Source organism: Capillibacterium thermochitinicola (genome assembly GCF_013664685.1).
GTDB classification, from domain to species: Bacteria; Bacillota; UBA4882; order UBA10575; family UBA10575; genus Capillibacterium; species Capillibacterium thermochitinicola.
Map to the genome: position 1 here is coordinate 92,729 of NZ_JAAKDE010000010.1, position 24,490 is coordinate 117,218.

At 57.1% G+C, this 24,490-nt stretch carries 21 protein-coding genes, 2 tRNA genes and 1 riboswitch; of the genes, 12 read left to right on the plus strand and 11 right to left on the minus strand.

The genetic code is table 11. The annotated features are described in order from the left end of the window. Positions 1-20: 20 nt before the first annotated feature. The 8 genes from purM to purE are packed head-to-tail and all read right to left on the minus strand — an operon-like array spanning position 21 to position 8,245. A complete protein-coding gene (gene purM, locus G5B42_RS05595) occupies positions 21-1,043 on the minus strand; it encodes a phosphoribosylformylglycinamidine cyclo-ligase (RefSeq protein WP_181339465.1) in 1,023 nt (340 codons plus the stop codon). After that, on the minus strand, positions 1,027-2,490 hold the full coding sequence (gene purF / locus G5B42_RS05600) for an amidophosphoribosyltransferase (protein ID WP_181339466.1): 1,464 nt from the start codon (positions 2,488-2,490) through the stop codon (positions 1,027-1,029). The genes purM and purF overlap by 17 nt, the downstream gene beginning before the upstream one ends. After that, complete coding sequence (gene purL, locus G5B42_RS05605) at positions 2,484-4,676, minus strand: phosphoribosylformylglycinamidine synthase subunit PurL (protein WP_181339467.1); 2,193 nt, start codon at positions 4,674-4,676, stop codon at positions 2,484-2,486. Before purL ends, purF begins: the two co-directional genes overlap by 7 nt. Next, positions 4,673-5,371, minus strand: a complete 699-nt coding sequence (purQ, locus tag G5B42_RS05610; protein ID WP_181339468.1) for a phosphoribosylformylglycinamidine synthase subunit PurQ — start codon at positions 5,369-5,371, stop codon at positions 4,673-4,675. The genes purL and purQ overlap by 4 nt, the downstream gene beginning before the upstream one ends. Beyond that, on the minus strand, positions 5,368-5,622 hold the full coding sequence (gene purS, locus G5B42_RS05615) for a phosphoribosylformylglycinamidine synthase subunit PurS (protein ID WP_181339469.1): 255 nt from the start codon (positions 5,620-5,622) through the stop codon (positions 5,368-5,370). Before purS ends, purQ begins: the two co-directional genes overlap by 4 nt. Continuing rightward, positions 5,622-6,335 carry a phosphoribosylaminoimidazolesuccinocarboxamide synthase gene (purC, locus tag G5B42_RS05620; RefSeq protein WP_181339526.1) on the minus strand — a complete coding sequence of 238 codons (714 nt, stop codon included), beginning with the start codon at positions 6,333-6,335 and terminating at the stop codon, positions 5,622-5,624. Before purC ends, purS begins: the two co-directional genes overlap by 1 nt. A 36-nt stretch (positions 6,336-6,371) precedes the next feature. Continuing rightward, positions 6,372-7,664 carry an adenylosuccinate lyase gene (purB, locus tag G5B42_RS05625; protein ID WP_181339470.1) on the minus strand — a complete coding sequence of 431 codons (1,293 nt, stop codon included), beginning with the start codon at positions 7,662-7,664 and terminating at the stop codon, positions 6,372-6,374. Between the two features lie 50 nt (positions 7,665-7,714). Beyond that, entirely contained in the window at positions 7,715-8,245 is a 531-nt protein-coding gene (gene purE / locus G5B42_RS05630) for a 5-(carboxyamino)imidazole ribonucleotide mutase (RefSeq protein ID WP_181339471.1), read from the minus strand. 226 nt (positions 8,246-8,471) lie between these two features. Further along, positions 8,472-8,573: riboswitch (purine riboswitch) on the minus strand. A 428-nt stretch (positions 8,574-9,001) separates the two neighbouring features. On the opposite strand from purE, the gene G5B42_RS05635 reads away from it, so the two are divergent. The 12 genes from G5B42_RS05635 to G5B42_RS05685 all read left to right on the plus strand — a co-directional run bounded on the left by G5B42_RS05635 (position 9,002) and on the right by G5B42_RS05685 (position 20,306). After that, a complete protein-coding gene (locus G5B42_RS05635; protein ID WP_181339472.1) occupies positions 9,002-9,769 on the plus strand; it encodes a hypothetical protein in 768 nt (255 codons plus the stop codon). A gap of 234 nt (positions 9,770-10,003) precedes the next feature. Next, positions 10,004-10,618, plus strand: a complete 615-nt coding sequence (locus tag G5B42_RS05640; protein ID WP_181339473.1) for a class I SAM-dependent methyltransferase — start codon at positions 10,004-10,006, stop codon at positions 10,616-10,618. 70 nt (positions 10,619-10,688) lie between these two features. Beyond that, positions 10,689-10,765, plus strand: a tRNA-Pro gene (locus tag G5B42_RS05645). A gap of 66 nt (positions 10,766-10,831) precedes the next feature. Then, positions 10,832-10,907 (plus strand) — tRNA-Gly (locus G5B42_RS05650). A gap of 206 nt (positions 10,908-11,113) precedes the next feature. Continuing rightward, entirely contained in the window at positions 11,114-11,248 is a 135-nt protein-coding gene (locus G5B42_RS12110) for a hypothetical protein (RefSeq protein ID WP_269206172.1), read from the plus strand. A gap of 51 nt (positions 11,249-11,299) precedes the next feature. Continuing rightward, entirely contained in the window at positions 11,300-12,844 is a 1,545-nt protein-coding gene (secD, locus tag G5B42_RS12260; RefSeq protein WP_181339474.1) for a protein translocase subunit SecD, read from the plus strand. 5 nt (positions 12,845-12,849) lie between these two features. Further along, on the plus strand, positions 12,850-13,791 hold the full coding sequence (gene secF, locus G5B42_RS05660) for a protein translocase subunit SecF (RefSeq protein ID WP_181339475.1): 942 nt from the start codon (positions 12,850-12,852) through the stop codon (positions 13,789-13,791). A 193-nt stretch (positions 13,792-13,984) separates the two neighbouring features. Then, positions 13,985-14,341 carry a LapA family protein gene (locus G5B42_RS05665; RefSeq protein WP_181339476.1) on the plus strand — a complete coding sequence of 119 codons (357 nt, stop codon included), beginning with the start codon at positions 13,985-13,987 and terminating at the stop codon, positions 14,339-14,341. Further along, on the plus strand, positions 14,307-16,013 hold the full coding sequence (gene recJ / locus G5B42_RS05670) for a single-stranded-DNA-specific exonuclease RecJ (protein WP_181339477.1): 1,707 nt from the start codon (positions 14,307-14,309) through the stop codon (positions 16,011-16,013). Before G5B42_RS05665 ends, recJ begins: the two co-directional genes overlap by 35 nt. A gap of 13 nt (positions 16,014-16,026) precedes the next feature. Continuing rightward, positions 16,027-18,201, plus strand: coding sequence for a RelA/SpoT family protein (locus tag G5B42_RS05675; protein ID WP_181339478.1), 2,175 nt, complete (start codon positions 16,027-16,029; stop codon positions 18,199-18,201). Continuing rightward, positions 18,201-18,659, plus strand: coding sequence for a D-aminoacyl-tRNA deacylase (gene dtd / locus G5B42_RS05680; protein WP_181339479.1), 459 nt, complete (start codon positions 18,201-18,203; stop codon positions 18,657-18,659). The genes G5B42_RS05675 and dtd overlap by 1 nt, the downstream gene beginning before the upstream one ends. A gap of 132 nt (positions 18,660-18,791) precedes the next feature. Beyond that, on the plus strand, positions 18,792-20,306 hold the full coding sequence (locus G5B42_RS05685) for a DUF4139 domain-containing protein (RefSeq protein WP_231133270.1): 1,515 nt from the start codon (positions 18,792-18,794) through the stop codon (positions 20,304-20,306). Between the two features lie 158 nt (positions 20,307-20,464). On the opposite strand, the gene G5B42_RS05690 is transcribed toward G5B42_RS05685, so the two are convergent. The 3 genes from G5B42_RS05690 to G5B42_RS05700 all read right to left on the minus strand — a co-directional run bounded on the left by G5B42_RS05690 (position 20,465) and on the right by G5B42_RS05700 (position 24,345). Then, entirely contained in the window at positions 20,465-21,604 is a 1,140-nt protein-coding gene (locus G5B42_RS05690) for an apurinic/apyrimidinic endonuclease family protein (RefSeq protein ID WP_181339481.1), read from the minus strand. Positions 21,605-21,619: 15 nt separating this feature from the next. Then, positions 21,620-23,110, minus strand: coding sequence for a xylulokinase (locus G5B42_RS05695; protein ID WP_181339482.1), 1,491 nt, complete (start codon positions 23,108-23,110; stop codon positions 21,620-21,622). Positions 23,111-23,184: 74 nt separating this feature from the next. Beyond that, positions 23,185-24,345 (minus strand): ROK family transcriptional regulator, encoded by a 1,161-nt coding sequence (locus G5B42_RS05700; RefSeq protein ID WP_181339483.1) that lies wholly within the window; start codon positions 24,343-24,345, stop codon positions 23,185-23,187. Positions 24,346-24,490: the final 145 nt, after the last annotated feature.

Consider the following 24,490-nt stretch of genomic DNA (forward strand, 5'->3'; position numbering starts at 1 on the left):
CTCGAACCTCCTTGTGCCGGTTATTCCAGGCGAACGCCGGCACCGTTGACCACTTGGCCGATGATCAGCGGGTGTTCGCCGGTTTCGGCCAGCAACGCACAGGCCTTTTCGGCTTCCTCCGGCGCGATGAGGCAGGCAAACCCGATGCCCATGTTGAAGGTGCGGTACATCTCCGCTTCCGGGACCGCGCCCAGTTTTTGGATTAAAGTAAAGACGGGCGGCACCGTCCAGGCGTCTTTCTTCAGTTGGACGCCTAGACCCGGCGGGAGTGAGCGGGGGAGGTTCTCCGGTAGACCGCCGCCGGTGATATGGGCCATGCCCCCGACTTGGACCTGGGACAGCAGGTGGAGAATGGATTTCACATAAATTTTGGTCGGGGTCAGGAGTTCCTCCCCCAGGGTTTTGCCCAGCTCCGGCAGGTAAGTGTCGGGGCGGTAGGCCGCTTTCTCCAGGAGCACTTTGCGGGCCAGGGAATAGCCGTTGCTGTGCAGGCCGGTGGAGGGGAGGCCAATCACCACGTCACCGGCTTTGACCTGGCGCCCGTCGACAATTTTGTTCCGTTCCACCACCCCGACGGCAAAGCCGGCCAGGTCGTATTCGCCAACGGGATAAAAGCCGGGCATTTCGGCGGTTTCTCCCCCGATCAGGGCACAGCCTGCTTGGCGGCAACCCGCGGCGATGCCGCTGACGATCACCGCCACCTGCTCCGGATCGAGTTTGCCGACGGCCAGGTAATCCAGGAAAAAGAGCGGTTCGGCGCCGTGGACAATAATGTCGTTTACACACATCGCCACGGCGTCCTGGCCGACGGTATCATGTTTATCCATCAGAAAGGCAATCTTCAGTTTGGTCCCGACCCCGTCGGTGCCGGAGACCAAAACCGGATCCCGGTAATTTTTGCTTAAAGCAAAGAGCCCGCCAAAGCTGCCGATCTCGGTCAAAACCTCCGGCCGGTAGGTCGTCCGCACGTGTTTTTTCATGAGGCGCACCGCCTCGTTGCCGGCGTCGATGTCGACCCCGGCCTCTTTATAGGTGTAGCCCAACGCTCTGACACCTCCTGTTCTTTTGTGCACCGGACCAATTGGGCGCCTCCCGGTCCTCCGGGGGTTTTACCAGGTAACAGCCGTTGAAGCAGGCCCGGCAAAAGCCTTCCTCCGGGAGATCCACCGCGGCCAGCAGGCCTTCTTCACTTAAAAAGCCGAGGGAATCGGCACCAATCTCCCGGGTGATCTCCGGAATGCTCATCCGGGCGGCAATCAGCTCCGACGAAGAAGAGATGTCCAGTCCGTAGTAGCAAGGGGCAATGACCGGCGGGGAACTGATCAGGACATGGACTTCTTTGGCCCCGGCTTTCCGCAGCATTTCCACAATCCGGAGGGAAGTGGTTCCCCGGACAATCGAATCGTCCACCATGACGACCCGTTTTCCGGCCACGATCTGCCGGACCGGATTCAACTTGAGCTGGACGCCCAGGGCGCGCATTTCCGGGGAGGGTTGGATGAAGGTACGGCCAATGTAACGGTTTTTGACGAAGCCCATCTCCAAGGGGAGACCAAGCTCTTCCGCCACCCCGGAGGCGACGGAGAGGGAGGAATCGGGCACCCCGGTGACCAGGTCGGCGGTAACCGGATGTTCCCGGGCCAGTCGCCGGCCCATCCGCTTCCGGACCAGGTGGACGTTCTTGCCGAGCAAGTTACTGTCGGGCCGGGCGAAATAGATGAATTCAAAGATACACATGGCAGGTTCTGCCGGCGGGGCAAACCGCTCGAAACGTAATCCATGCCGGTCGATGATCACCATTTCCCCCGGCTTCAGGTCCTGGAGGAATTGGGCCCCGATGAGGTCAAAGGCACAGGTTTCGGAGGCCAGGACGTAGCCGCTGGCGGTTTTCCCCAGGGATAAGGGGCGAATGCCATGGGGATCGCGGATCCCGATTAGTTGATCCGGCGTCATCAGGATAAAGGCATAGGCCCCTTCCAATTGCGGCAAGGTTTTTTTGAGTGCCGCCGTCAGCTCTTTCTCCCCGGAACGGGCCACCAGATGGGCAATGATCTCACTGTCGGTGGTGGTCTGAAAGATGGAACCTTCCGCTTCCAACTGCTGCCGGAGGAGGCGGCCGTTGATCAAATTCCCGTTGTGGGCAATGGCCAGCGCTCCGTTACGGTACCGGACCACAAGGGGTTGGGCATTAACCGGTGCGCTGGCGCCGCAAGTGGAATAGCGGACATGTCCCACGGCCAGATCGCCTTTCATCTGGTCCAGCTTACCGGTGTCGGGGAAAACATCCGCCACGAGGCCCATCCCTTTTTCCCCGGTGATCGTTTCACCGTCGGCCACGGCAATGCCCGCACTTTCCTGTCCCCGGTGCTGGAGGGCATAGAGACCGTAGTAGGTGAGGCGGGCCACCGGGCTGCCAGGAGCGTAAAGGCCGAAAACACCGCATTCTTCCGTCATTTTATCCGCCTTGCGCGGATCGGTGTAACTTAACATTGAATCGCCCCCTGCCAAACGGACTTTAATTGGGCGACCGGCAGGTCCACAAGCTTTGCGCCATCGACGTAAATTTGGAACCGGTCCCCGCCGGTCCGGCCAATTACCTGGCAGGGAACTCCTTCCCTGGCGGCCAGTTCCTGGAGGGCCGGGAGGCTGTCCGGGGGCAGGGACAGCACCACCCGGGACTGGGATTCCCCGAAGAGGAGGCTGTCCAGGCGGAGCCCGTTAGTGGCCAGCTCAAGCCGGGACCCGATCTCCTGGGCGAAGAGACATTCGGCGACCGCCACCGCCAGTCCACCTTCAGCCAGGTCATGGGCGGAATGGACCAGTCCCTGCCTGATGGCGGCCAGCACCACCCGGTGGAGGGCTTTTTCCTTCGCCAGGTCCAAAGCCGGCGGTTTTCCCTGCACGCGGCCGTGGATCACGGCCAGATATTCACTGCCGCCCAGTTCATCAAAGCTCTCTCCCAGGAGGACAATGAGGTCCCCGGCGGCCTTGAAAGAGAGGGTGCAAACTTTGGTGACATCGGGCAAAAGACCGACCATCCCGATGACGGGGGTGGGGTAGATGGCCTCCCCTTTCGTTTCATTGTAAAAGGAGACGTTGCCGCCGGTCACGGGCGTTTCCAAGCTGCGGCAGGCCGCGCTGATCCCCTCCACCGCCTGGCGGAATTGCCAGAAAATTTCGGGTTTCTCTGGATTGCCGAAACAGAGGCAGTCGGTGATGGCGAGGGGTTCGGCGCCGCTGCAAACCACATTGCGGGCGGCTTCGGCCACGGCGATTTGGCCGCCGACGTAAGGATCAAGGTAAACATAGCGGGCATTGCAATCGGTGGTCATGGCCAGGGCTTTTTGGGTCCCCCGGATGCGGAGGACGGCCGCGTCCGACCCGGGCCGGACCACGGTGGAGGTGCGGACCATATAGTCATACTGCTGCCAAACCCCTTCCTTGCTGGCCAGGTTGGGCGTAGCCAGGAGTTTCAGGAGCACCTGGGCGAAGTCCGCCGGCTGGGGGATGGCGGCAAGGTCTAACGCGGCGGTCTGCTCCAGATAGGCCGGTTTGGCGGAGGCCGGGTAATAGACGGGGCTGTCCTCGGCCAAACTGCGGGCGGGCACCTCGGCCACCACTTGACCGTGCATCTTGATGCGGAGTAAACCGTCGGCGGTGACCCGGCCGATGGTGGTGGAGGTCAGTCCCCACCGCTGAAAGACGGCGTGTACCCTTGCTTCTTTTTCCGGCGTGACCACCATCAGCATCCGTTCCTGGGATTCGGCGATCATAATTTCGTAGGGGGTCATCCCTTCTTCGCGGCAGGGCACCTTGGCCAGTTCAATCTCCATCCCCGTTCCGCCGCGGCTGGCCATTTCGGAAACGGCGCAGGTCAGACCGGCGGCGCCCAAGTCTTGGATCCCCTCCAGGTCACCGCTTTCGATCAACTCCAGGCAGGCCTCGAGGAGGAGTTTTTCCATGAAGGGGTCGCCGACCTGCACGGCTGGGCGTTTTTCCTCCGAGGCTTCGCTCAATTCTTCCGAGGCAAAGCTGGCGCCGTGCATCCCGTCGCGACCGGTGGGGGCGCCGGCCAGAATCACCAGGTTGCCGACGCCGGTGGCTTTCCCCAAACGGATCTTATCCTTTTCGATCAGCCCGACACACATGACGCAGACCAGGGGGTTTCCCTGATAACAGGGGTCAAAGTAGACTTCGCCCGCGACGGTCGGGATGCCGATGCAATTGCCGTACCCGGCGATCCCGGCCACCACCCCGCTGAAGAGATAGCGGACTCTGGGGTCATCCAGGGTCCCGAAGCGGAGGGAGTCAAGGAGGGCGATGGGCCGCGCGCCCATGGTAAAAATATCCCGGATAATTCCGCCCACCCCGGTGGCCGCCCCTTGGTAGGGTTCGATGGCCGAGGGGTGGTTGTGGGATTCGATTTTAAAACAGACAGCCAGGCCGTCCCCGATCTCGACAATGCCGGCGTTTTCGCCGGGACCTTGCAGCACCCGCGGTCCGGTGGTGGGGAAGGTCTTTAGGACCGCCTTGGAGTGTTTGTAAGCGCAATGTTCTGACCACATGACCCCGAACATGCCCAGTTCCACCTGGTTCGGTTCCCGGCCTAAAATACGGAGAATCATCTCATACTCATTGTCACGGAGGCCAATCCTGCGCCAGTCTTCCGGTTTCATCGGCAACCCTCCCAATATTCAAGAATCGATTTAAAAAGCAAAAGCCCGTCGGTGGAGCCGAGCAGGGCCTCGCCGGCCCGTTCCGGGTGGGGCATCATCCCTAAAACATTCCGTGTCTCGTTGCAGACCCCGGCGATGTTCCCCACCGAGCCGTTGGGGTTGGCGTCGGGGGTGATCCGGCCGTCCCGGTCGGCGTAGCGGAAGACAATCTGCCCCTTGGCTTCCATCCGTTCCAGCGTGGCGGGGTCCACATAATAGTTGCCTTCGCCGTGGGCGATGGGGATGGAAAGGAGCTGGCCCGGGGAAAGTCCCCGGGTGAAGGGAGTGTCGTTGTTTTCCACCCGGAGGATGGTGTCGCGGCAGCGGAATTGCAGGCTGGTGTTGGCGTAAAGGGCGCCCGGCAAGAGCCCGGCCTCGGTCAGGATCTGAAAACCGTTGCAAATCCCCAGCACCAGCCCGCCGCGGCGGGCAAAATCGACCACCGCCGGCATCACCGGGGAGAAACGGGCGATGGCGCCGCAGCGGAGGTAGTCACCGTAGGAGAAACCGCCGGGCAAAATCAGGCAGTCAAAACCGGCGACCGTTTGTTCCGCGTGCCAGATATACTCGACCGGGGCGCCCAGGACATCGCGGACCAGATGATAGGCGTCCAGATCACAGTTGGAGCCGGGGAAGACAATCACGCCGAATTTCATGCTTCTACCTCCACCAGGGTAAAGGTGTAATCCTCGATTACCGGGTTGGTCAGCAAACGGGCGCACATCTCCCGGACCTGGGCTTCCGCGGCAGCCCGGTCGGGGGTGGCGACGGTTACTTCCAAATACTTGCCGATCCGCACCCGGTTGACATTGTTGTAACCCAGAGAAGCCAAAGCCTTTTCCACCGCCCGGCCTTGGGGATCCAGGACGCTCTTTTTGAGCAAGACTTTAATTTCGGCACGCCACATTACTGTTCGCCTCCTGTTAGTCTTTTATAAATCTCTTGGTAGGCCGCTTCGACCCCGCCCAGATCGCGGCGGAAACGGTCTTTGTCCAGTTTCTCCTTGGTGGTTGCCTCCCAGAAACGGCAGGTATCAGGAGAAATTTCATCCGCGAGCAGGACCTTGCCGTGGTGGAGCCCAAACTCCAGTTTGTAGTCGACCAGAATCACGTTGCAGGTTTTCAGGTGAGCGGTGAGGATTTCGTTAATCATCAGGGCCTGGGCGGCCATGAACTTGACCTGTTCCGCCGTGGCCAGCCCCAAGACGGCGATGTGGTCTTCATTGATGAAGGGGTCGCCCAAGGCATCGTCCTTGTAGTAGAATTCCACTACCGGGCGGGGGAGAACCCACCCTTCCTCCAGCCCCAGGCGTTTAGCGAGGCTGCCGGCGGCGATATTCCGCACGACTAGTTCCACTTTGATGATCTCCGCCCGCTTAATCAACATCTCCCGGTCGGAAAGCAGCTTGACGAAATGGCTTTCCACGCCGGACTGCGCCAGTAAGGTGAAGAAGAAAGCGGAGATTTTGTTGTTGAGGATCCCCTTATTGGCAATTACCCCTTTTTTTAGGCCGTTAAAGGCCGTAGCGTCATCCTTGTACTCCGCAATCAGGAGATCCGGATCGTCGGTGGCGTAAATCCGTTTGGCCTTTCCTTCATAGAGCAAAGCTTTTTTCTCGATGGGGCACCAACTCCTTTCCGTAACTTTTTCTGTGCGTTAAATACCCACGCGGGCGAAGATCTCATCAATGTGCGCCAAATGGTAACCCGGATCAAAACAGGCGGTCAGTTCTTCCGGGCTGAGAACGGCGGTGACCTCCGGATCGGCGCTGAGCAAAGATAAAAACGGGATTTGTTCCGCCCAGGCCCGCATGGCATGCTTTTGGACCAAGTCGTAGGCGGCCTCCCGTTTCAGGCCTTTATTGATCAGCGTGAGGAGGACCCGCTGGGAATAGGTCAATCCCAGGCTGCGTTCCATGTTCCGCCGCATGTTTTCGGGGTAGACATGGAGATCGGTGATGATCCGGGTCATACTGTTCAACATATAATTCAGAAGGAGTGTGCTGTCCGGGATGATCACCCGTTCCACCGAGGAGTGGGAGATGTCCCGCTCGTGCCATAAGGCCATGTTTTCCAGCGCGGCCATGGCGTTGGCCCGGACCACCCGGGCGAGGCCGCTGATCTGTTCACAGCTCACCGGGTTGCGTTTATGGGGCATGGCCGACGAACCCTTCTGCCCGGTGTAAAAGGGCTCTTCCACTTCGCGGGTTTCGGTTTTCTGGAGGCCGCGGATCTCAGTGGCCAGCTTGTCCAAGGTCCCGGCGGCAATGGCCAGGGTGGTCATGAACTCGGCATGCCGGTCCCGCTGCAGGATCTGGGTGGAGATGGGAGCCGGCTTCAGCCCCAGTTTGTTACAGACATACTCTTCCACAAAGGGCGGGATGTTGGCAAAGGTGCCCACCGCTCCGGAGATTTTGCCGTAAGCGATGGTCGCCCGGGCCCGCTCCAGCCTGTCCAGGTTCCGCTGGAACTCGGCCACATAAAGAGCCATCTTCAAGCCGAAAGTGGTGGGTTCGGCGTGCACGCCGTGGGTCCGCCCCATCATCAAAGTATATTTGTGCGCCCGGGCCTTTTCGGTCAAGGCGGCGATCAGTCTTTTCATGTCGGCCAGGAGGAGATCGGCGGCTTCCGTCATGAGGGCGGCCAAAGCCGTATCCACCACGTCGGAGGAGGTGAGCCCGTAGTGGAGGTACTTCGATTCATCCCCCAGGCTCTCCGCCACACAGCGGGTAAAGGCGACCACATCGTGGCGGGTTACCGCTTCCAGCTCTAAAATCCGCTCCACGGAAAAGGTGGCGTTCGCCCGGATTCGTTCCACCGCTGCTTTGGGGATCACGCCCAGCTCCGCCCAGGCTTCGCAGGCGTAGATCTCGATCTCCAGCCATTTCCGGAACTTGTTTTCCAGTGTCCAAATGGCCGCCATCTCCGGCCGGCTGTAACGTTCAATCATCCCTTCTCACCTCGGTATTTATTGGCTGTTTCACCGGTATTGATGGGAATTTATTTTTTATCCTTCTCCGCCAGGTACGCCCGCCACCCGATGGTTTCCAACCGGGCGGCTTTGGCCTCGACCTCCTGGGCGAGTTTTCGTTTGTACTCTTGGATTTTCCGGCGGAAAGTTTCGTCGGCGACCCCTAGAATCTCCACCGCCAGGAGGCCGGCGTTTTTCGCGCCGTTGATCGCCACGGTTGCCACGGGAATCCCCGGCGGCATCTGGACCATGGAATAAAGGGCGTCGGCACCGTCCAAGGCCTTACCAAGCACCGGCACGCCAATCACCGGAAGCTCGGTATAAGCGGCAATCACCCCGGCCAAATGGGCGGCACCACCCGCGCCGGCAATGATCACCCGTAGGCCGCGGTCGGCCGCGCTTTTGGCGTAGGTTTCCGCCCGGTCCGGGGTACGGTGGGCCGAGATCACCGTGATTTCGTAAGCCACCCCGAATTCTTCCAGCACCGCGGCGGCCGTGCTCATTACCGGTAAATCGGAATCACTGCCCATGACAATACCAACCACAGGTTTTTCTCCCATTCCAGCCCCTCCTTGATTTCTCGGTTTTCTTACTATTGTGTATGATAACCTTTTGACCAACCATTATCTCTTAAATCTGGCCGGCGCTTCGTTGCGCGGCAGGGCTAATAACTAAAAGCCCAGCCAAGTAGGTCAGTGGAGTGAAACCTACCCGGCTGGGCTTTTATCCCTTCGGTGTAGCACAAAGTGCCTGCGCCACTTGGACCTGCCCGCTGCGCGGCGGAACCCTAGGCGCACTTTCCCCCGTAGTCAGATAATTTACGGTTATCTGGTAGAAACTTTCAGGCCATATTCCTGAGATTATACGAGTGGCTTATTCAATTGTGAAAAGTAAAACGCTTAATCCCGATACTTAGAGTAACAAATTTACGGAAAGCTGTCAAGACAAGAACCCCTTGTCTTTAGGGTTGGTACTGTTAAAATCGGTTTAAAAAGCGGTGGCGGGTGGCCGGCCGGAGCGAAGAGGCGGAGGGCCGTCGGCATCGACAAGTAAAATTCCATTATTTCCTTGTGATTGCGATGCGGTTGTTGTATAATTTGTGTTGGGTTAGTTATATTTATAGAATTAAGAATAGTTTAAAGGAAACCGCTCGCCTGTTTTCGTTCTAATCCCCATTATGAATAGAAATCATCCAAAAAAAAAACAACCGGTTGGCAGGGAAAAAGGGAACCTAACCCTTGGCCCCTTCGTTATCACGCAGTAGTGCAACGAAGGAGCGAAAGGGATTCCAGTAAGAGAAGGAGGTTAATTTGAAATTGGCAAACAATGCTCAAAGTAAAGCGCAAAAACATCCCCTTGGTTTCCTTGGCAAGTTAGTTTTCAGTGAGGATGTTTATCGCAGAGTCGGCGGTTATCTCCTTTGCGGCCTACTTCTTTTTGTCGTGGCGTGGGTAATCGGCTACTTTTTGCTCCCGGAAGGTTTTCTGAAAAATACCTGGCTGGTGGACAAGATCTTCGGGGTTAAAGGTTCGGAGACAATCGGGACGTGGTGGGCCGACCGCCTGGGCGAAACCTTCAAACTCTTCAAGTGGGAGATCAGTACGGAGGAATCCTTTGGAACCTGGGGAAATGTTCTGTTCGTGACGGTGAAAGTCTTTGCTCATTATTTCTTCTTTGCGCTCTTGTTTGTTCTCTTCTTGAACCGTTTCAAGGTGGGCCGGTTTTCTTTAGCCCTGTTCTACTTTTTGTTTTATTCGTTCCTCACCGGACTGGTGGTGGGGACCAATTCCTACCCCTATCCGGCGCAAGGTTTAGTCCGGGTGGGGGCACTGGTTACTTTCCTCCGTTTCGGGATCTGGGTCTGGTTTTCCTACGCTTTACTCTTGGCCTCCACGGTGGACTGGACCTGGCTGCAGACCAGCTCCTTTACGGACGGCGCCTGGAAAAAAGAGGGGAGATTTTGGGCGTGGCCGCGGTTGGCCGGTGATACAAAGGAAGTGTTCATCTTCGGCCTGCTCTTTCTCCTGGTTTCCAGTTTTGCCGAAGCACGTTTAATCGTCTATTATGGCCAACATTTATTTTAATCGAGCTTTGTCGTTGGCGGAGCCCGGAGCACTTCCGGGCTCTTTTTAACCTTGGCCCGGGAATCAGGAATAAGGAAGCGCCGCGGGTCAAGGTTCCTGTCTTTTGCCGTAATCCGGCTTTTTAATCCCGGCTTCGGAAAAAGGAGAACAAAGAGAAAAGTAAAGAAGGAAACCAAACCGGGGAAGGCTAAGAAAAGAACCGGTAGGCAAGAAAGGAAAAAGGGGCTATTGTTCATGACGGAACATTACTTTACAGTGGAACCCGGATCGGCCCATCAACCGCGGGAGATTACGGTCACCCTCCGGGGTAATGCGCTCCGCCTCAAGACCGATGCCGGTGTCTTCTCCCGCGACCGGCTGGATTTGGGGACGAAAATCCTGGTGGAAAGTCTTGACCTCGCGGGCGTGCGGGCCCCTCTGGATTTGGGCTGCGGCTACGGTCCCATCGGGCTGACCATGGCCCGGGAGCTCCCGGCAGTTCAGGTTTACATGAGCGACTTGAACCGGCGGGCGACGGAGTTGGCCAATGAAAATGCGGCCCTCAACGGGATTACGAATGTCCTCATCAGGCAGGGTGACGGTTTTGAACCGTGGCGGGATCTTTATGCGACCGGTTTCCGCTTTGATCTGGTGGCGATCAACCCCCCGCTCCGGGCCGGGAAAGAAACGGTGCTGCGGCTTTTTACAGAGGCCCGGGACTTTCTGGCGCCGGCGGGACAGTTGTGGGCGGTGATCCGGACCAGCCAGGGGGCCAAAACATACCTGCGCGAGCTGCAAAGGATCTTTCCGGCGGCGGAGACGGCGGCGATCAAAAGCGGGTACCGCGTACTGCGCGCGCGAATGGGATAGGCCAACGGCCCAAATCAAATTGCGCCCTTGACGGAAAGCGGCCAATGACGTATACTTATATATGCTGTAACGGGGTGTAGCGCAGCTTGGCAGCGCGTCTGCTTTGGGAGCAGAAGGCCCAGGGTTCAAATCCCTGCACCCCGACCAGTCATAAAAAGAATCCTCTTGACAGGGGTTTTGCTGATCAATTATAATTAATTGTTGTTAAAACGTGCGGGAATAGCTCAGGTGGTAGAGCGTCAGCCTTCCAAGCTGAATGCCGCGGGTTCGAGTCCCGTTTCCCGCTCCAGACAAGAAAAATAGACTTTACTTATTGTAGTAAAGTCTTTTTTTTATTATTTGGCGAAGGTACGGGCGACCGGCGGGGGGAGGGAGGCGGAAGTTGACAATTAGTTACTCCATCGCCGGAAGCTTCTTGTTACTATAAATTGACAAACGTGAGGAGAAAAGCTTATAATGTACTAAGGTTGTCCAAAAGAGGAAGGAGGAGCGTCAGTGGGTGAAACGTTGGTCGTAACGCTTTTGGTGGTCCTTTTTTTTGGCTTTTTTACCTTGATCAGCAACAAGGCCGAAAAAGAAGTAGATCGTTACTATGAGGAGAAAAGGAAAGCCGGGACAAGATCCCGTTAAGATGCGGTGAATAAATTAATTATTTTTTAGGAAGGAAAAGGAGGAGTTCCAGTGCGACGGGACTTACGGCGGAAGACATGGTTCATTCTGATCCTGGTTGTTGCGGTTGGGGTCTATGCCATTCTTCCTATCTTTAGCCCGACTTTAAAACAGTTGTTTTTCCGGGGAAACGACCCGATCCGCCGTGGTTTGGACCTGAAGGGGGGCATGGAAATTATTTTGGCCCCCGATTACCGGGTGGAGGAACGGGTGTTAGCCGAGGTTGAAAAATATGCCAAGAAAGCCGTTGCTGGTTTGGGTGTCGGTGAACCGGCCGTCAGCTTGTTAGGAATGGCCAATGACAATAACCGTTACGAAGGACTGGCGCTAAAGTTTGCTTCGGCGGCGGAAGCCCAGAAGGTCCTGGCCGCCGGGGTGATTAAGACCAATCTGACCTGGCGTTCGGGGATTGAAGAGAAAAAGTTAAAGCTCAACGTCGGCGTTGACCAGGCGGATCCCACGGTAATCCGCGTGGCGGTCCAGGAAGACCCGGCCAACTTCCCGGCGGACGCCTTATACCAGGCGAAAGTGATTATTGAAAACCGGATCAACTCCTCCGGGCTGTCCGAAACGGTGGTCCGTCTTGACCAGACCAAAGGGCGGATCGAAGTGCAGCTCCCGGGGATCCGTTCCCAAGAGGAGGCCGAACGGCTGATCAAATCCACAGGCCGCTTAAACTTCCGCCTTGACGGTAAGATTGTGATGTACGGGAGCGATCTGGAAGAGGCGCAGGCCGGCTTTAGCCAGGAGACCGGTGCTCCCGTCATTAACTTGCGTTTCGGCAAGGAAGGGGCGCGCCTGTTTGAGAAGATTACCTCCGAGCACGTCAACGAAGTGCTTGCCATCTATTTGGACGAAGAGATGTTGATGGCACCGATCATTTCCGAACCGATTCCCAACGGTCAAGCCCAGATCTCGATGGGGAGGGGCGTCACCTTCCAAGAGGCTAAAGATTACGCCATCTTAATGAAATCCGGCGCGCTACCCCTTTCGCTGCGCTCCGTCATGACCACCCAAGTGGCACCGACCCTGGGGACGGAAACGGTTAAATTGAGTTTAATCGCCGGGGTATTCGGCATTATTCTGGTCTTCATCATGATGATTGCTTTTTACGGGCGCATGGGGGTCGTCGCTGATCTGGCGTTGGTTATTTATGCGATTCTGGTCCTCGGTGCGATTGCCATTTTCCGCGGGGTCCTCACCCTGCCCGGGATTGCCGGTTTAATCCTGGGGATCGGGATGGCGGTGGATGCCAACGTGATTATCTTTGAGCGGATCAAGGATGAAGTCCGTTTGGGCAGGGGCATCCATTCCGCTTTGGAGGCCGGTTTTGACCGCGCTTACGTTACCATTCTGGACTCGAATATCACAACCTTGATCGCGGCCGTTGTGTTGTACGCTTTTGGCAGCGGGGCGGTGAAAGGGTTTGCGGTCACCCTCTCCATCAGTATCCTGGCCAGTATGTTTACCGCGCTGTTTGTCAGCAAGACATTCCTGTCGATTTGGGTTGAAAAAGCACCGGAGCGGTTTCTCGCAAAATACGTGGTGAGGGGGTGAAGCGGATGAATTTGATGAGATACAAGAAACAGTTTGTGTTGGTCTCCGTGGCGGCCATGGTGTTGAGCATTGTGGCTTGGGCGGTGAAGGGACTCAACTTCGGGATTGAATTTACCGGGGGAACCAGTATCCGTTACCCCCTTGCGGAAAAAGTCACCTCGGCGGAGGTCTGGGCGGCACTGGACACGCCGGAAATCCAGGCTTTGGATCTGGAGCTCAGTCCGCCGCAACCCTACAGTTATTTTGATGCGGAGAGCGGAACGCAAAAACACGGCGTTTTAATTCAAACCCGTTTTATTACCCAGGAGGAAGAGGAAAAGATCCTTAGCGCCCTCGGGGCGGCCTTCGGTCAACTGGAAGCCGATTCCGCCTTACAGATCAACCAGGTGGAGCCGGTGATCGGGAAAGAGATGTTGCTGAACGCTTTTTATGCGGTGTTGATTGCCTGGGTATTGATGCTTATCTACATCGCCGTCCGGTTCGAGTTCAAGTCGGGCGTGGTTAGTTTGTTGGCGTTGATCCATGATGTGCTCTGCATTATCGGCGTCTTTGCCCTCCTGGGCAAGGAGGTTGATTTGAGCTTCGTCGCGGCGGCGCTTACGATCATTGGTTATTCCATCAACAACACGATCGTTCTTTTCGACCGGATCCGGGAGAACATGCGGTTCAAACAACGGACGGAGAGCTATGACGAGGTCGTCAATCTCTCCCTCCTGCAAAGCCTGCGGCGGTGCTTGAATACTTCGCTCTCCACGATCCTGGCGGTTTTAACTCTTTATCTCTTCGGCAGTCCGGCGATCCGCGATTTCATGCTCGCTCTCCTCATCGGCTTGACGGTGGGCACTTATTCCAGCGCCTTCTTGGCCACTCCGCTCTGGGCGATCTGGAAAACCGCCGAGGAGAACAAGGGGCCGACCGGCCGCCTGGCGGTGGCGAAAGGGAAATAAGCTTACGGTTTTGGCGAAACCCTTCCTTTTACGGGAGGGTTTCTTGCTAATGGGGCTTTTTGCGTTTACCCGGTTGGTTTTGCGTTTCCGGCAAAAGGACGCGGGAAAACGGGAGGAGATGCCCATTTCATGCCGAAGTCTTATCTTTAAATCCTTCCCTGAAAAGTGAACGGCGAATCATGGAGGTGGCCGTATGCAATTTATGCTCATTCTGATGCTTGTTTTTGCCGTCCTGGTGGCGACCTTTGCGTTGCAAAACGCTTATCCGGTGACGATCTATTTTCTGAAGTGGCAATTTGAGGCCTCTTTCGCTTTGGTGATCCTGCTCTCTCTCTTAATCGGTGCGGTGGCGGTGGGCAGTCTCGGCTTGGTCCACCAGGCGACCGAACGGCTCAAGGCGCTGAACCAGAGCCGGGGGAAAGGAGAAAGGAACGAAGAGGCCGGGGATATCCCTACGGGAAAACCGGAGGAGATTGGCGCGGTTGGCGCGGACACGAAGGAGAACGCGGCTGGGGGTGTGGACGATTCAGCCCAAGAAGTGGAAGGTTAGGGCGGTCGACGCGCAACTTCCGCCCGAAGTGGTCGCCGAGTTCGGACTATCGCCTTTACTGGCCAAGCTCCTGGCCAACCGGAAGCTGACCACCCGTGACGAAGTGGCCTTCTTTTTACGGGGCGGCCGGGCTGATTTACCGTCGCCCTTTCTGCTCAACGGAATGGCCGAGGCGGTGGAGCTGCTCGCCGCTGCCCTGGAGCAACAGGAACGCATCCTGATTTACGGTGACTACGATGTGGATGGGATCACCGCGGTTGCCCTCCTCTTGCGGACGCTGCGCCCGTACAACAACGGGAACATCCTTTACTACCTGCCGAAAAGACTGGAGGAAGGTTATGGGCTACACCGCCAGGCGCTCACCAAAGCCATCAAACACGGGTGTCGCCTGGTGGTTACGGTGGATTGCGGCATCTCCGCGCTGGACGAGGCGGCTTACCTGGCCGCCGAAGGGGTCCGTCTGCTCCTGACCGACCACCATGAACCCGGTGTTCAGCTGCCGCCGGCGGCGGCTTTGATTAACCCGAAACTGTCGCCCGGTTATCCCTACCCGGAGCTGGCCGGGGTCGGGGTCGCTTTCAAGCTGCTGCAGGGATTGGCGACAAAAAAACCCGAGTTAGAACCGGTTTTATGGGAAAATATAGATTTGGTGGCTTTGGGGACCATTGCCGATGTGGTGCCGCTCCTGGGCGAGAACCGGATCCTGGCGAAAGAAGGTCTGGCGCAGATCGCCAGGACGGAGAACGTCGGTCTCCGGGCCTTGCTCAGCCAGGCCGGTTTGGCCGGCAAACCGGTCAACGCTTACCATGTCGGTTATATTCTGGCGCCGCGGCTCAATGCCGTCGGCCGCCTGGGCGATCCGGCACAGGCTCTCCGGCTGTTGCTGGACGGGGACCCGCGGCGGGCGCATAAACTGGCTGCCTCCTTGGAAACCTTGAACCGGAAACGCCAACAGATTGAGGAACAGGTTTACCAGGAAGCGGAGAACGCCCTGGCGGCGGCCGGCCCCCTTGGAAAGGCGATCGTCCTGGGCGGACCGTGGCATCCCGGCGTGATCGGGATCGTCGCCTCCAAAATGGCCGAGAAATACCACCGGCCAACCATCCTTTTCAGTTTCGACGGGGACCGGGCCAAAGGCTCGGGGCGGAGTATTCCCGGATTTCATCTTTATAACGCGCTGTCCGAGTGCAGCAGGTACCTGCAGCGTTTTGGCGGGCATGAGTTTGCCGCCGGTCTTGAACTGGAGAAGAAGCATTTGGCCGATTTTACGGCGGCCTTTTTGGCGGTGGCGGAGGCCCGGCTTACGCCCGAACTGTTGACGCCCGCTTTGGAAGTGGAGGAGGTCATCCCGGTGGAAGCGGTGACCAAAAGTTTACTGGATGACCTGGCGCAGCTCGCTCCCTTCGGGGAAGGCAACCCCGAACCGGTCTTCGCGTGCCGCGGGGTCAACCTTTTCGCCTGCTGGGGTGTGGGCAAAGACGCCAAGCACTTAAAACTGAAAGTCGGGAACCAGGCGGTGACGTGTGAGGCGATTGGTTTTAATTTCGGCGCACTTACGGAGGAGCTGGCCGGGGCGGAATGTTTGGATTTGGCTTTTAACCTCGCGGAAAATGATTGGAACAACCAGCTTCAGCTGGTGTTGAAAGATCTGAAACTTCCGGAAGTCAGTTGACAGGTGAAACCGTATGACGATTGATGATTTGTTACAGAAAGCAGATAAATTCAGCCCGGAAGCGAAGGCGGAGATCCGGCGGGCTTACGAATTTGCCAAAACAGCCCATAAGGGACAGTTGCGCGATTCGGGCGAAGCCTACATCAATCACCCCTTGGCGGTGGCCCATATTTTGGTGGAAGAGTTGGGCCTCGATCCCACTTCCATCATAGCGGCGCTCCTCCATGATGTGGTGGAAGACACGGCCGTCAGTTTGGAGGAGATCAGCAATGAATTTGGGAGCGAAGTTGCCGCCCTGGTCGACGGTCTCACCAAGCTGCGCAAGATTGTTTTCCAGAACAAACAGGAACAACAAGTGGAGAACCTGCGGAAGATGTTTTTGGCGATGGCCAAAGACGTCCGGGTGATCCTGATTAAACTGGCCGACCGGATGCATAACATGCGGACTTTGCGTTATCTCCCCGTGGAGCGCCAGAAGCGGATCGCCCGGGAGACGCTTGACATATATGCCCCGTTGGCCCACCGGTTGGGGGTCTACCGGATGAAGTGGGAGCTGGAGGATATTGCCTTCCACTGTCTTGAACCGGAGAAATACTACGAACTGGTGGAGATGGTGGCCCAGAAAAGATCCGAACGGGAGCGGGAGATCGAGGAGAACATCCGGATCCTGGACGAACACCTGCGGGCGATGAATCTGAAAGCCGACATCCAGGGGCGCCCCAAACACCTGTACAGCGTCTATCAGAAAATGGTCAACCAGAACAAGGAGTTCTCCGAGATCTACGACCTGTTGGCTTTGCGGGTCCTGGTCGACACGATCCAGGATTGTTATGAGGTTCTGGGGGTGGTGCATACCCTTTGGAAACCGATCCCGGGCCGGTTCAAGGATTATATCGCGGTGCCAAAGTCCAATATGTACCAGTCCCTCCACACCACGGTGATGGGGAACAGGGGGGCGCCGGTGGAGATCCAGATCCGGACTTGGCAGATGCACCAGGTGGCGGAGTACGGGATCGCCGCCCACTGGCGCTACAAGGAAGGGAAGACCGTCCGGGACGAGGACTTTCTGCAGAAAATTGCCTGGCTCCGCCATCTTCTGGAGTGGCAGGGGGAGGCCAATGACGCGGACGAATTCCTCGAGAACCTGCGGGTGAACCTTTTTGAGGATGAAGTCTTTGTCTTTACCCCCAAGGGGGATGTGAAAAGTTTGCCCGCCGGGGCCACGCCGGTGGACTTTGCCTATGCGGTGCACACCCACATCGGCCACCGCTGTGTGGGGGCGAAGGTGAACGGGCGCCTGGTGCCCCTGGATTACAAGTTGAAAAACGGCGATATTGTGCAGATCCTCACCACGAAGCAGGAGGGGGGGCCCAGCCGGGATTGGTTGAACTTCGTGGTGACTTCGAAGGCGAAAAGCCGGATCCGCAATTGGCTCCGGGAACAAAGCCGGGAAGAGTATATTCTGCTCGCCCGGGAGCAGTTGGAGCGGGAACTGAAAAAGAACGGTTATGAACCATCGGCTTACCTGAAACCAGAAATATTGCAGGAAGTGGCCGGGAAGTTTGGTTTTATCCAAGGGGACGATCTTTTGTTTGCCGTCGGTGACCGCAAACTGACGTCCCAAGCGGTTGCCGCCAAGCTGGTGGCGGTGAAGGAACCGGAGAAAAAACCGCTGCCGGTGGTCCCCGGGGAGAAGCCGGAGAAGGCGGAGAAGCCGTCGGGACGGGCCGGCGGCGTGAAAGTCAAAGGGATTCCCAACCTGTTGGTGCGTTTTTCCCGCTGCTGTAGTCCGGTCCCCGGCGACCCGATCATCGGCTACACCACCAGGGGGAAGGGAGTGGCGGTTCACCGCGTGGACTGTCCGACCCTGCCCAAGGAGAGCGAGCGTTTTATTCAGGTGGAATGGGATGCGGAGGACACCGGGGTATATCCGCTCTCCATCAAGATCGAGGCGCTGGACCGGAACAATCTCCTGGTTGACATCATGAATGTCATGTCGTTGATGAAAATAAACGTCACCGCCGTGAATGTGCGCACGAATAAAGGCATGGCGTACCTGGATTTTACGGTGGATGTCCGCCACCTGGACGAGGCTAAAGAGCTGGTCAGTAAACTGCGGACCGTAAAAAGTGTGCAGCGGGTGTTTCGTACCACAAAAACAACCAGAAAGAAGGTGGAGAGTGGGTAATGCGCGCGCTACTGCAAAGGGTCAGTTCCGCCCGCGTCCGGGTCGGGAATGAGGTTACCGGAGAGATTGGCCCCGGTCTACTGGTCCTGCTCGGGGTCAGCCGGACGGACCAAGAGGCGGATCTCCAGCTTTTAGTGGATAAAATTATCAACTTGCGGATTTTTGAGGACGACCAGGGGAAGATGAACCTGTCCGTGCAGGATGTGGGCGGAGCCATTCTGGTGGTCTCCCAGTTTACTCTTTATGCCGACTGTCGCAAAGGGCGGCGGCCAAGTTTTCTGGACGCGGCCCCACCCGCGATGGGTGAAGACTTTTATGAGCGGTTCATCGCGGCGCTGCGGGCCAAGGGGATGACGGTGGCCACCGGGCGTTTCGGGGCGTCGATGGCCGTGGAGTTGGTGAACGACGGGCCGGTCACGATTATGCTCGATACGGCCGATTGGCAGAAGCAAGGATAAAGGTCTGCTTTTAGGAAGGTTTTGCGGTGCTTGGGCGGAAATATTAATATTATTTGATCTGTGGCGACCAAACGGAAATGGGGTGATCTGATGCGAAGAGGACGAAGAAGGATTTTAATTTGGTCAGCGCTCATGGCGCTTTTGGTGCTGACGTCCGGTGGGGGCATCAACGCCGGCAACAGCGCCGGATACCGGCCGCCGATTACCGAAGCGGTAATCTTTCCGGACGGCTTTGCTTTTTTGGTGCGGAAAGGGGAGGTTGCGCTGGAAAACGGCGAATGCGTCATTGACCTCCTTCCTCTGGCCTTGAACGGAAGCCTGGAGGTGTTCTCGACCGATTCCGGCTTGATCTTGGAAGAAGTCGTTGCTTACCAGGAGGAACAGAAGACCGAGATTCCGGTGCAAAGTTTGGCGGAACTCTTCCGGGCGAATATGGGCAAGCGGATCGAGCTGGTGGTCGACGGTGAAATCGTGTCCGGAGTGGTAAAAGGTTTTCTGGAACCCCATTATTTGGTGGTGACCACGACCGTCAAGGAAGGCGGGGAAGAAAAGAGCAACGATGTGCTTTACTCTTTGGAACTGATCGGTGCCTACCATTTCCTCGAGCCGGTTTCCCTGACCCGCCAGGAGACGGGGAAGGAAGGCAAATTAAGGGTCCGTTTTCGGGAGTCGGGGATCCGCAGCGAAACCTACCCGGTGGGCATCAGTTATCTCCAGGCGGGACTTTCCTGGAGCCCGGAGTACATCATCAACATTGATCCGTCGGAGCAGAGCGGGGTCTTTTCCTTCTCGGGTGTGATCCAAAACGAGGTGGACGATCTGGTCAACACCACCGTTTATCTGGCGGAAAGAGGACCGCAATTCCCCTTCGGCTTATCGCCGCTGGTGATCTTTGAAACGGACCAAGGGTTCACCGCCCGCCGGGGCGAACTGTCGGTGATGGGGGTCCAAAGCGACAAACTGGCTTACGCCCCCAATCCCGGGATGGAGACCGCCGCGTCCCGCGTGACCTATAATATGTACCGGCGAAACGACGTTAACCTCCGCAAGGGCGAGCGGGCCTTACTTCCCCTTTACCGCAGCGGGGTGCGGGTCGAACCCCTTTACCAGGTCCGGCTCGCCCGGGCGGCCGGGAGCTCCGGGCAGATCTTCGCCGAGCCGGTTTGGAAAGTTTACCGCGTCTACAATAACTCGCCTTTCCCCTGGATCGAAGGGCGGGTCATGCTGATGATGGCCGAACGGCCCCTGGGAACGGGGGATCTTCCCTACATCGCCCGCAACCAAAGCGGAGAGATCCGGGTGACGATCGACCCGGCGGTCCGGGTGAAAGCCAGTGAAGTAGAGTTTGAGCGGGTCCAAGGGGGAATTGACTTCCAAGACCGGGAATACGCCTTTGTCCGGATCCGGGGTGAAATTGAGATCGACAACACCAAAGAGACCGAGCTTACCCTGAAGGTTACCCACGAGGTTCCCGGGGAAGTGGTTTCGATCGGCGAGGGCGGTACCGTGGTGCGCAAAGCGGTCTTGCAAGCCGGGCCCAACCCCACCTCCGAGCTGAATTGGGAGATCAAGTTATGGCCACGCAGCCAGCAGAAGTTGACCTATACTTACCAGACCTACATTCCGCTTGGTTTGGTTAGTAGGTAGCTTCTCAGGGCCGATATAAACGATATGGCTAATATCGGCTAGGCTGTAATAAAAAGTCCTTGGCGCGGCCAAAAGGCCGGCCAAGGACTTTTGTTTTTACCTGTAACACCGGGAGCGTTTTGTTTGGTATCCGGCGCGACCGGACGAAAGAGCAGAAATTAGCCCTTATATAATTGGTTAAAGTAGTTGTGCGCTTCGACCACGGCGTTCCGCATGATGTCTTCCGCTTTGGCGGTCGCCCGGTTGGCCAAGGCGTCCATGAGTGCCGCCTGGTCGAGATTGGCCGCCGCCTGGGCACAGGCTTCCCAACTTAAAATGCTGCGGACGATCCGGTCAAGGCCTTGCTCTTCGTTGTCGTAGGGCCGGACCAGCATGTCATGGCCACACCAACGGTTGTACCCCGCCTCTTGCAAAAGCCCGGCGATGGCAATATTGAAGCCGGTAATTTTGACCCCGTGGTCGATGTCATAGCGGCCGGGGCCGCCTAAGGTGATACCGTCGTTGTACCCCTGGCTGTTTAAGTGCATGTGGACCATGGCGTTGTTATCCAGCTCTTCGACCGTATCGTAGACATGGTCGAGGCCGATCATTTCCGAGTGGCCGAACTCTTTGTTGACCCCTTTTTTCGCCCGGGGAATACCGAATTCCTCCTCCAGCCGCCGGAAGAACAACAGGGCGGAAGCGACCGTCGGTAACAGCATCGCCGGATGACCCTCGTTGGGTTTCGGTTCAATGCCGATATAAAGGGCCCCGCCCTTTTCGGCTTCATAACGGCAAAGGGCGGCCACACTTTCCTTGAGGTTTTGGTACATCCGTCTGACTCCGATGGTACCCAGGTCATAGCCGTAGGAGCCGTTCCAAAGGACGAAGGTGGGGGCCAGCTCCGGATCGGGATGCCAGTTCTTCCGCAAAGGACCATAGACCAGATCCACGGTGCGCAAACCTAGCTCTTCGGCCTGCTGCCGTTCCCGGGGATCCAGGGAGGCAATCCCGCCGTAGCCAAAATGGCTGTGGGCGCCAGGGGTGATCATGGCGAGATACATTCCGGCCTCACTCAAGGCGTCGGAAACGGCGGCCGCATTTTCTTCGTTGATCTCCGTATCGTAATGGACCTCCAAACCCAGGGTCACCCATTCCGGCAGGCGCGGCGCAATCCGTTCTTTAATCAAGCGCACCACATCGGCGGTGCTTAAATGCTGACCGTCCCATGCGGGACGCATCCTGGCGGGGACGAACCCGCCTTTTCCCGGATTAAACGTCCAACGGCAAATGGAATGAAAACTTCTTTTTTTATCCATATACGGAACCTCCCTTTATTGACCCAACTCCGCAGTTAAGACACGCTCCCATTGCGCGTAGAGTTCTTGGTAAAGGGGAGCGAGCTTCGGGTTGGGCTCGGTTATCTTTTGGGATTGGAGGCCGGTAAACGCCGCACTTGGGTCGGGATAGATCCCGGCTCCGAGTCCGGCCCCGCGGGCGGCCCCCTGCGCCCCGTCGGTATTGTAAAGTTCGACCCGGGCTCCGGTCACCGTGGCAAAGACTTCACAGAACAAGGGACTTAAGAACATGTTGGCCTGGCCGGCGCGGACCAGGTTGGTCTGGACGCCCATGTTTTTCATGATGTTTAACCCGTAGTTTAAGGCAAAAACGATTCCTTCCTGGGCGGCGCGCAGCAGGTGACCGCGGTGGTGCAGGTTGAAATTCAAGCCGCGGATAGAGGCGTTGATTGTTTTGTTCTCCAGAGTCCGTTCCGCCCCGTTGCCATAGGGGAAGATCATCAAACCCTCCGCGCCTGCGGGAACCTGGGCGGCCAAATGGTTCATCTCTTCATATGAGATCTGGTCTTGCATCAGATTCTTTTTCAACCAGCGGTTTAAGATCCCTGTACCGTTCAGACAGAGGAGAATCCCTAAGCGGGGGTCCTCCGGCCGGTGGTTAACGTGTAAAAAGGTGTTTACCCTTGATTTCCGGTCGTATTCCGGTTGGGCGCCGACCCCGTAAACGACCCCGCTCGTCCCGGCGGTTGCGGCCACTTCACCGGGGTTCATGACATTAAGGGAGAAGGCGTTATTCGGCTGGTCCCCGGCCCGGTAGGCAACTAATGTCCCCGGCTTCAAGCCCAAGGCGTCCGCGGCCGATTTCGTTAATTCTCCTTGCGGGGCAAAAGTCGGAACCACTTCCGGAATCAGATCCCGGTCGATACCGTAATGGTCGAGGAGCAAGTCGGCCAGTTTTTGTTCCTGGTAGTCCCAGAGGATCCCCTCGGAGAGGCCGGAAGGGGTGGTCTGAATATTCCCGGTCAGCTTCATGGCCAGGTAATCACCGGGGAGCATTGCCTTGTAGATCTTTTGGTAGATCGCCGGCTCGTTTTCTTGCACCCACTTTAATTTGGAAGCGGTAAAGTTCCCCGGGGAGTTCAGCAAGCGGGATAGGCACAGGTCCGGCCCGAGGGCGTGGAACGCCCGGTCGCCGATCTCGGCGGCCCTGCTGTCACACCAGATGATCGCCGGGCGCAGGACTTGACCCGCTTTGTCGACCAGGACCAGCCCATGCATCTGGTAGGAAATCCCGATGGCCTTAATGGCTTCCGGTTTGACTTCGGCTTTTGCCAGTAACATGGCGGTCGCTGCTTGCACGTGTTGCCACCAGGTTTCCGGGTGTTGTTCCGCCCAGCCAGGTCGCGGAGCGTCGATGGCCAGTTCGGTTTGGGGGGAAACCGCTGAAGCCACCAGTCGACCATCGGCGGCCAGCAGGGAAGCTTTGATTGAGGAGCTTCCCAGATCATATCCTAGTAAATATGCCATTTTCACCATCCTTTTTTTCAAGTTTCGTTCAACCGGTTTTGAACCTCCGTCATCACCTCGCTTTTTCCGGCTACTCAGGTCAACGCATTGATGATCTGCTCAAGAACGATGGTGCCCATGCCCAAAGCAGCCGCCTTGTTACCGAGTTGGGAAAATTCCAAGCGGACACCGGCATAGGACTTCTCCAGGGTCCGTTCTTTGATCTCCTTCAGCAACGAGTTGAAAATCAACGGTTTAACGTTGGCAATCTCACCCCCGATGATCACCATCTCCGGATTCAAGCCGTTGATCACACTGGCGATCCCGAGGCCGAGGTATTTGGAGACCGTCTGGAGGACATTGGTTGCGCAGTGGTCGTCTTCGTGGCATTTAAGGAGAAATTCCGGGAATGTAATTTGTTGATTACCGGTTTCTTCCGCGTACATCCGGAGGGCGGCCGCGTTCGAGGCGTAAACCTCCCAGCAGCCCCTGTTCCCGCACCGGCAGGGCAAACCCTCCGGCTCCACCGTCATATGCCCGAATTCGCCCGCATTGCGCAGATGTCCGGAGAATAACCTATGGTCGATGATTAACCCGCAACCGATCCCCATGCCGACAGAGATGTAAGCCAGATGGCCGACATTGCGTCCCAAGCCGAACTCCACTTCGCCCAAGGCGCCGGCATTGGCTTCGTTTTCAAGATAGACCGGTTTATCCAAAGCAAGCATGGCCGGTAGATCCACGTTTTTCCACCCAAGGTTCGGCGCAAAATCGATGATCTCCGCTTCATTGTTGAGGACGCCCGGGACACCGATCCCGATTCCCCCCAGTTTTGCCCAGGGGATTTTGTGTGTGGCCAATAAATCGTGGATAAAAGTTTTGAGCAGGGGAACAACCTGCCACTCATCCCGGCCCTGAAAAGCAACTTCCTTTTCCGCCTGGACATCGCCTTTAAAATCAAGGAGGACGCCCACGATGCGGTCGACTTGAAGGTCAAGCCCCAGAGTATAACAGTAGTCCGGGTTTAACTGATAGAGGAGGGATCTTCGCCCACCGGTCGAGCGGGCGATCCCGCTGTTGAGGATCAAGTTCTCCTCTTCCAATTCGCGGATGAATGTCGCCACGGTCGTGGTACTTAAACCAAGTTCCTCGGTGAGTTCGCGCTTGGAAACCACTTGTTTGGCTTTGACGCAACGGAGGATCTGCGCTTTGTTGTTGGTCCGCATAAGCTCCTGATTGATTGCCTTTTTAAACATTGCCCAACCTCGATTCCGACTTTTAATGGTGTGTTGCCAATGTTAATAAAAAACTTTTAAAAAGTGATTTATAATATTCGCGAATGACCCGCCATATTCCTGCCGCGCGCCAGGAAAAAATACGGACGCGAAAAGCCGTTTGCTT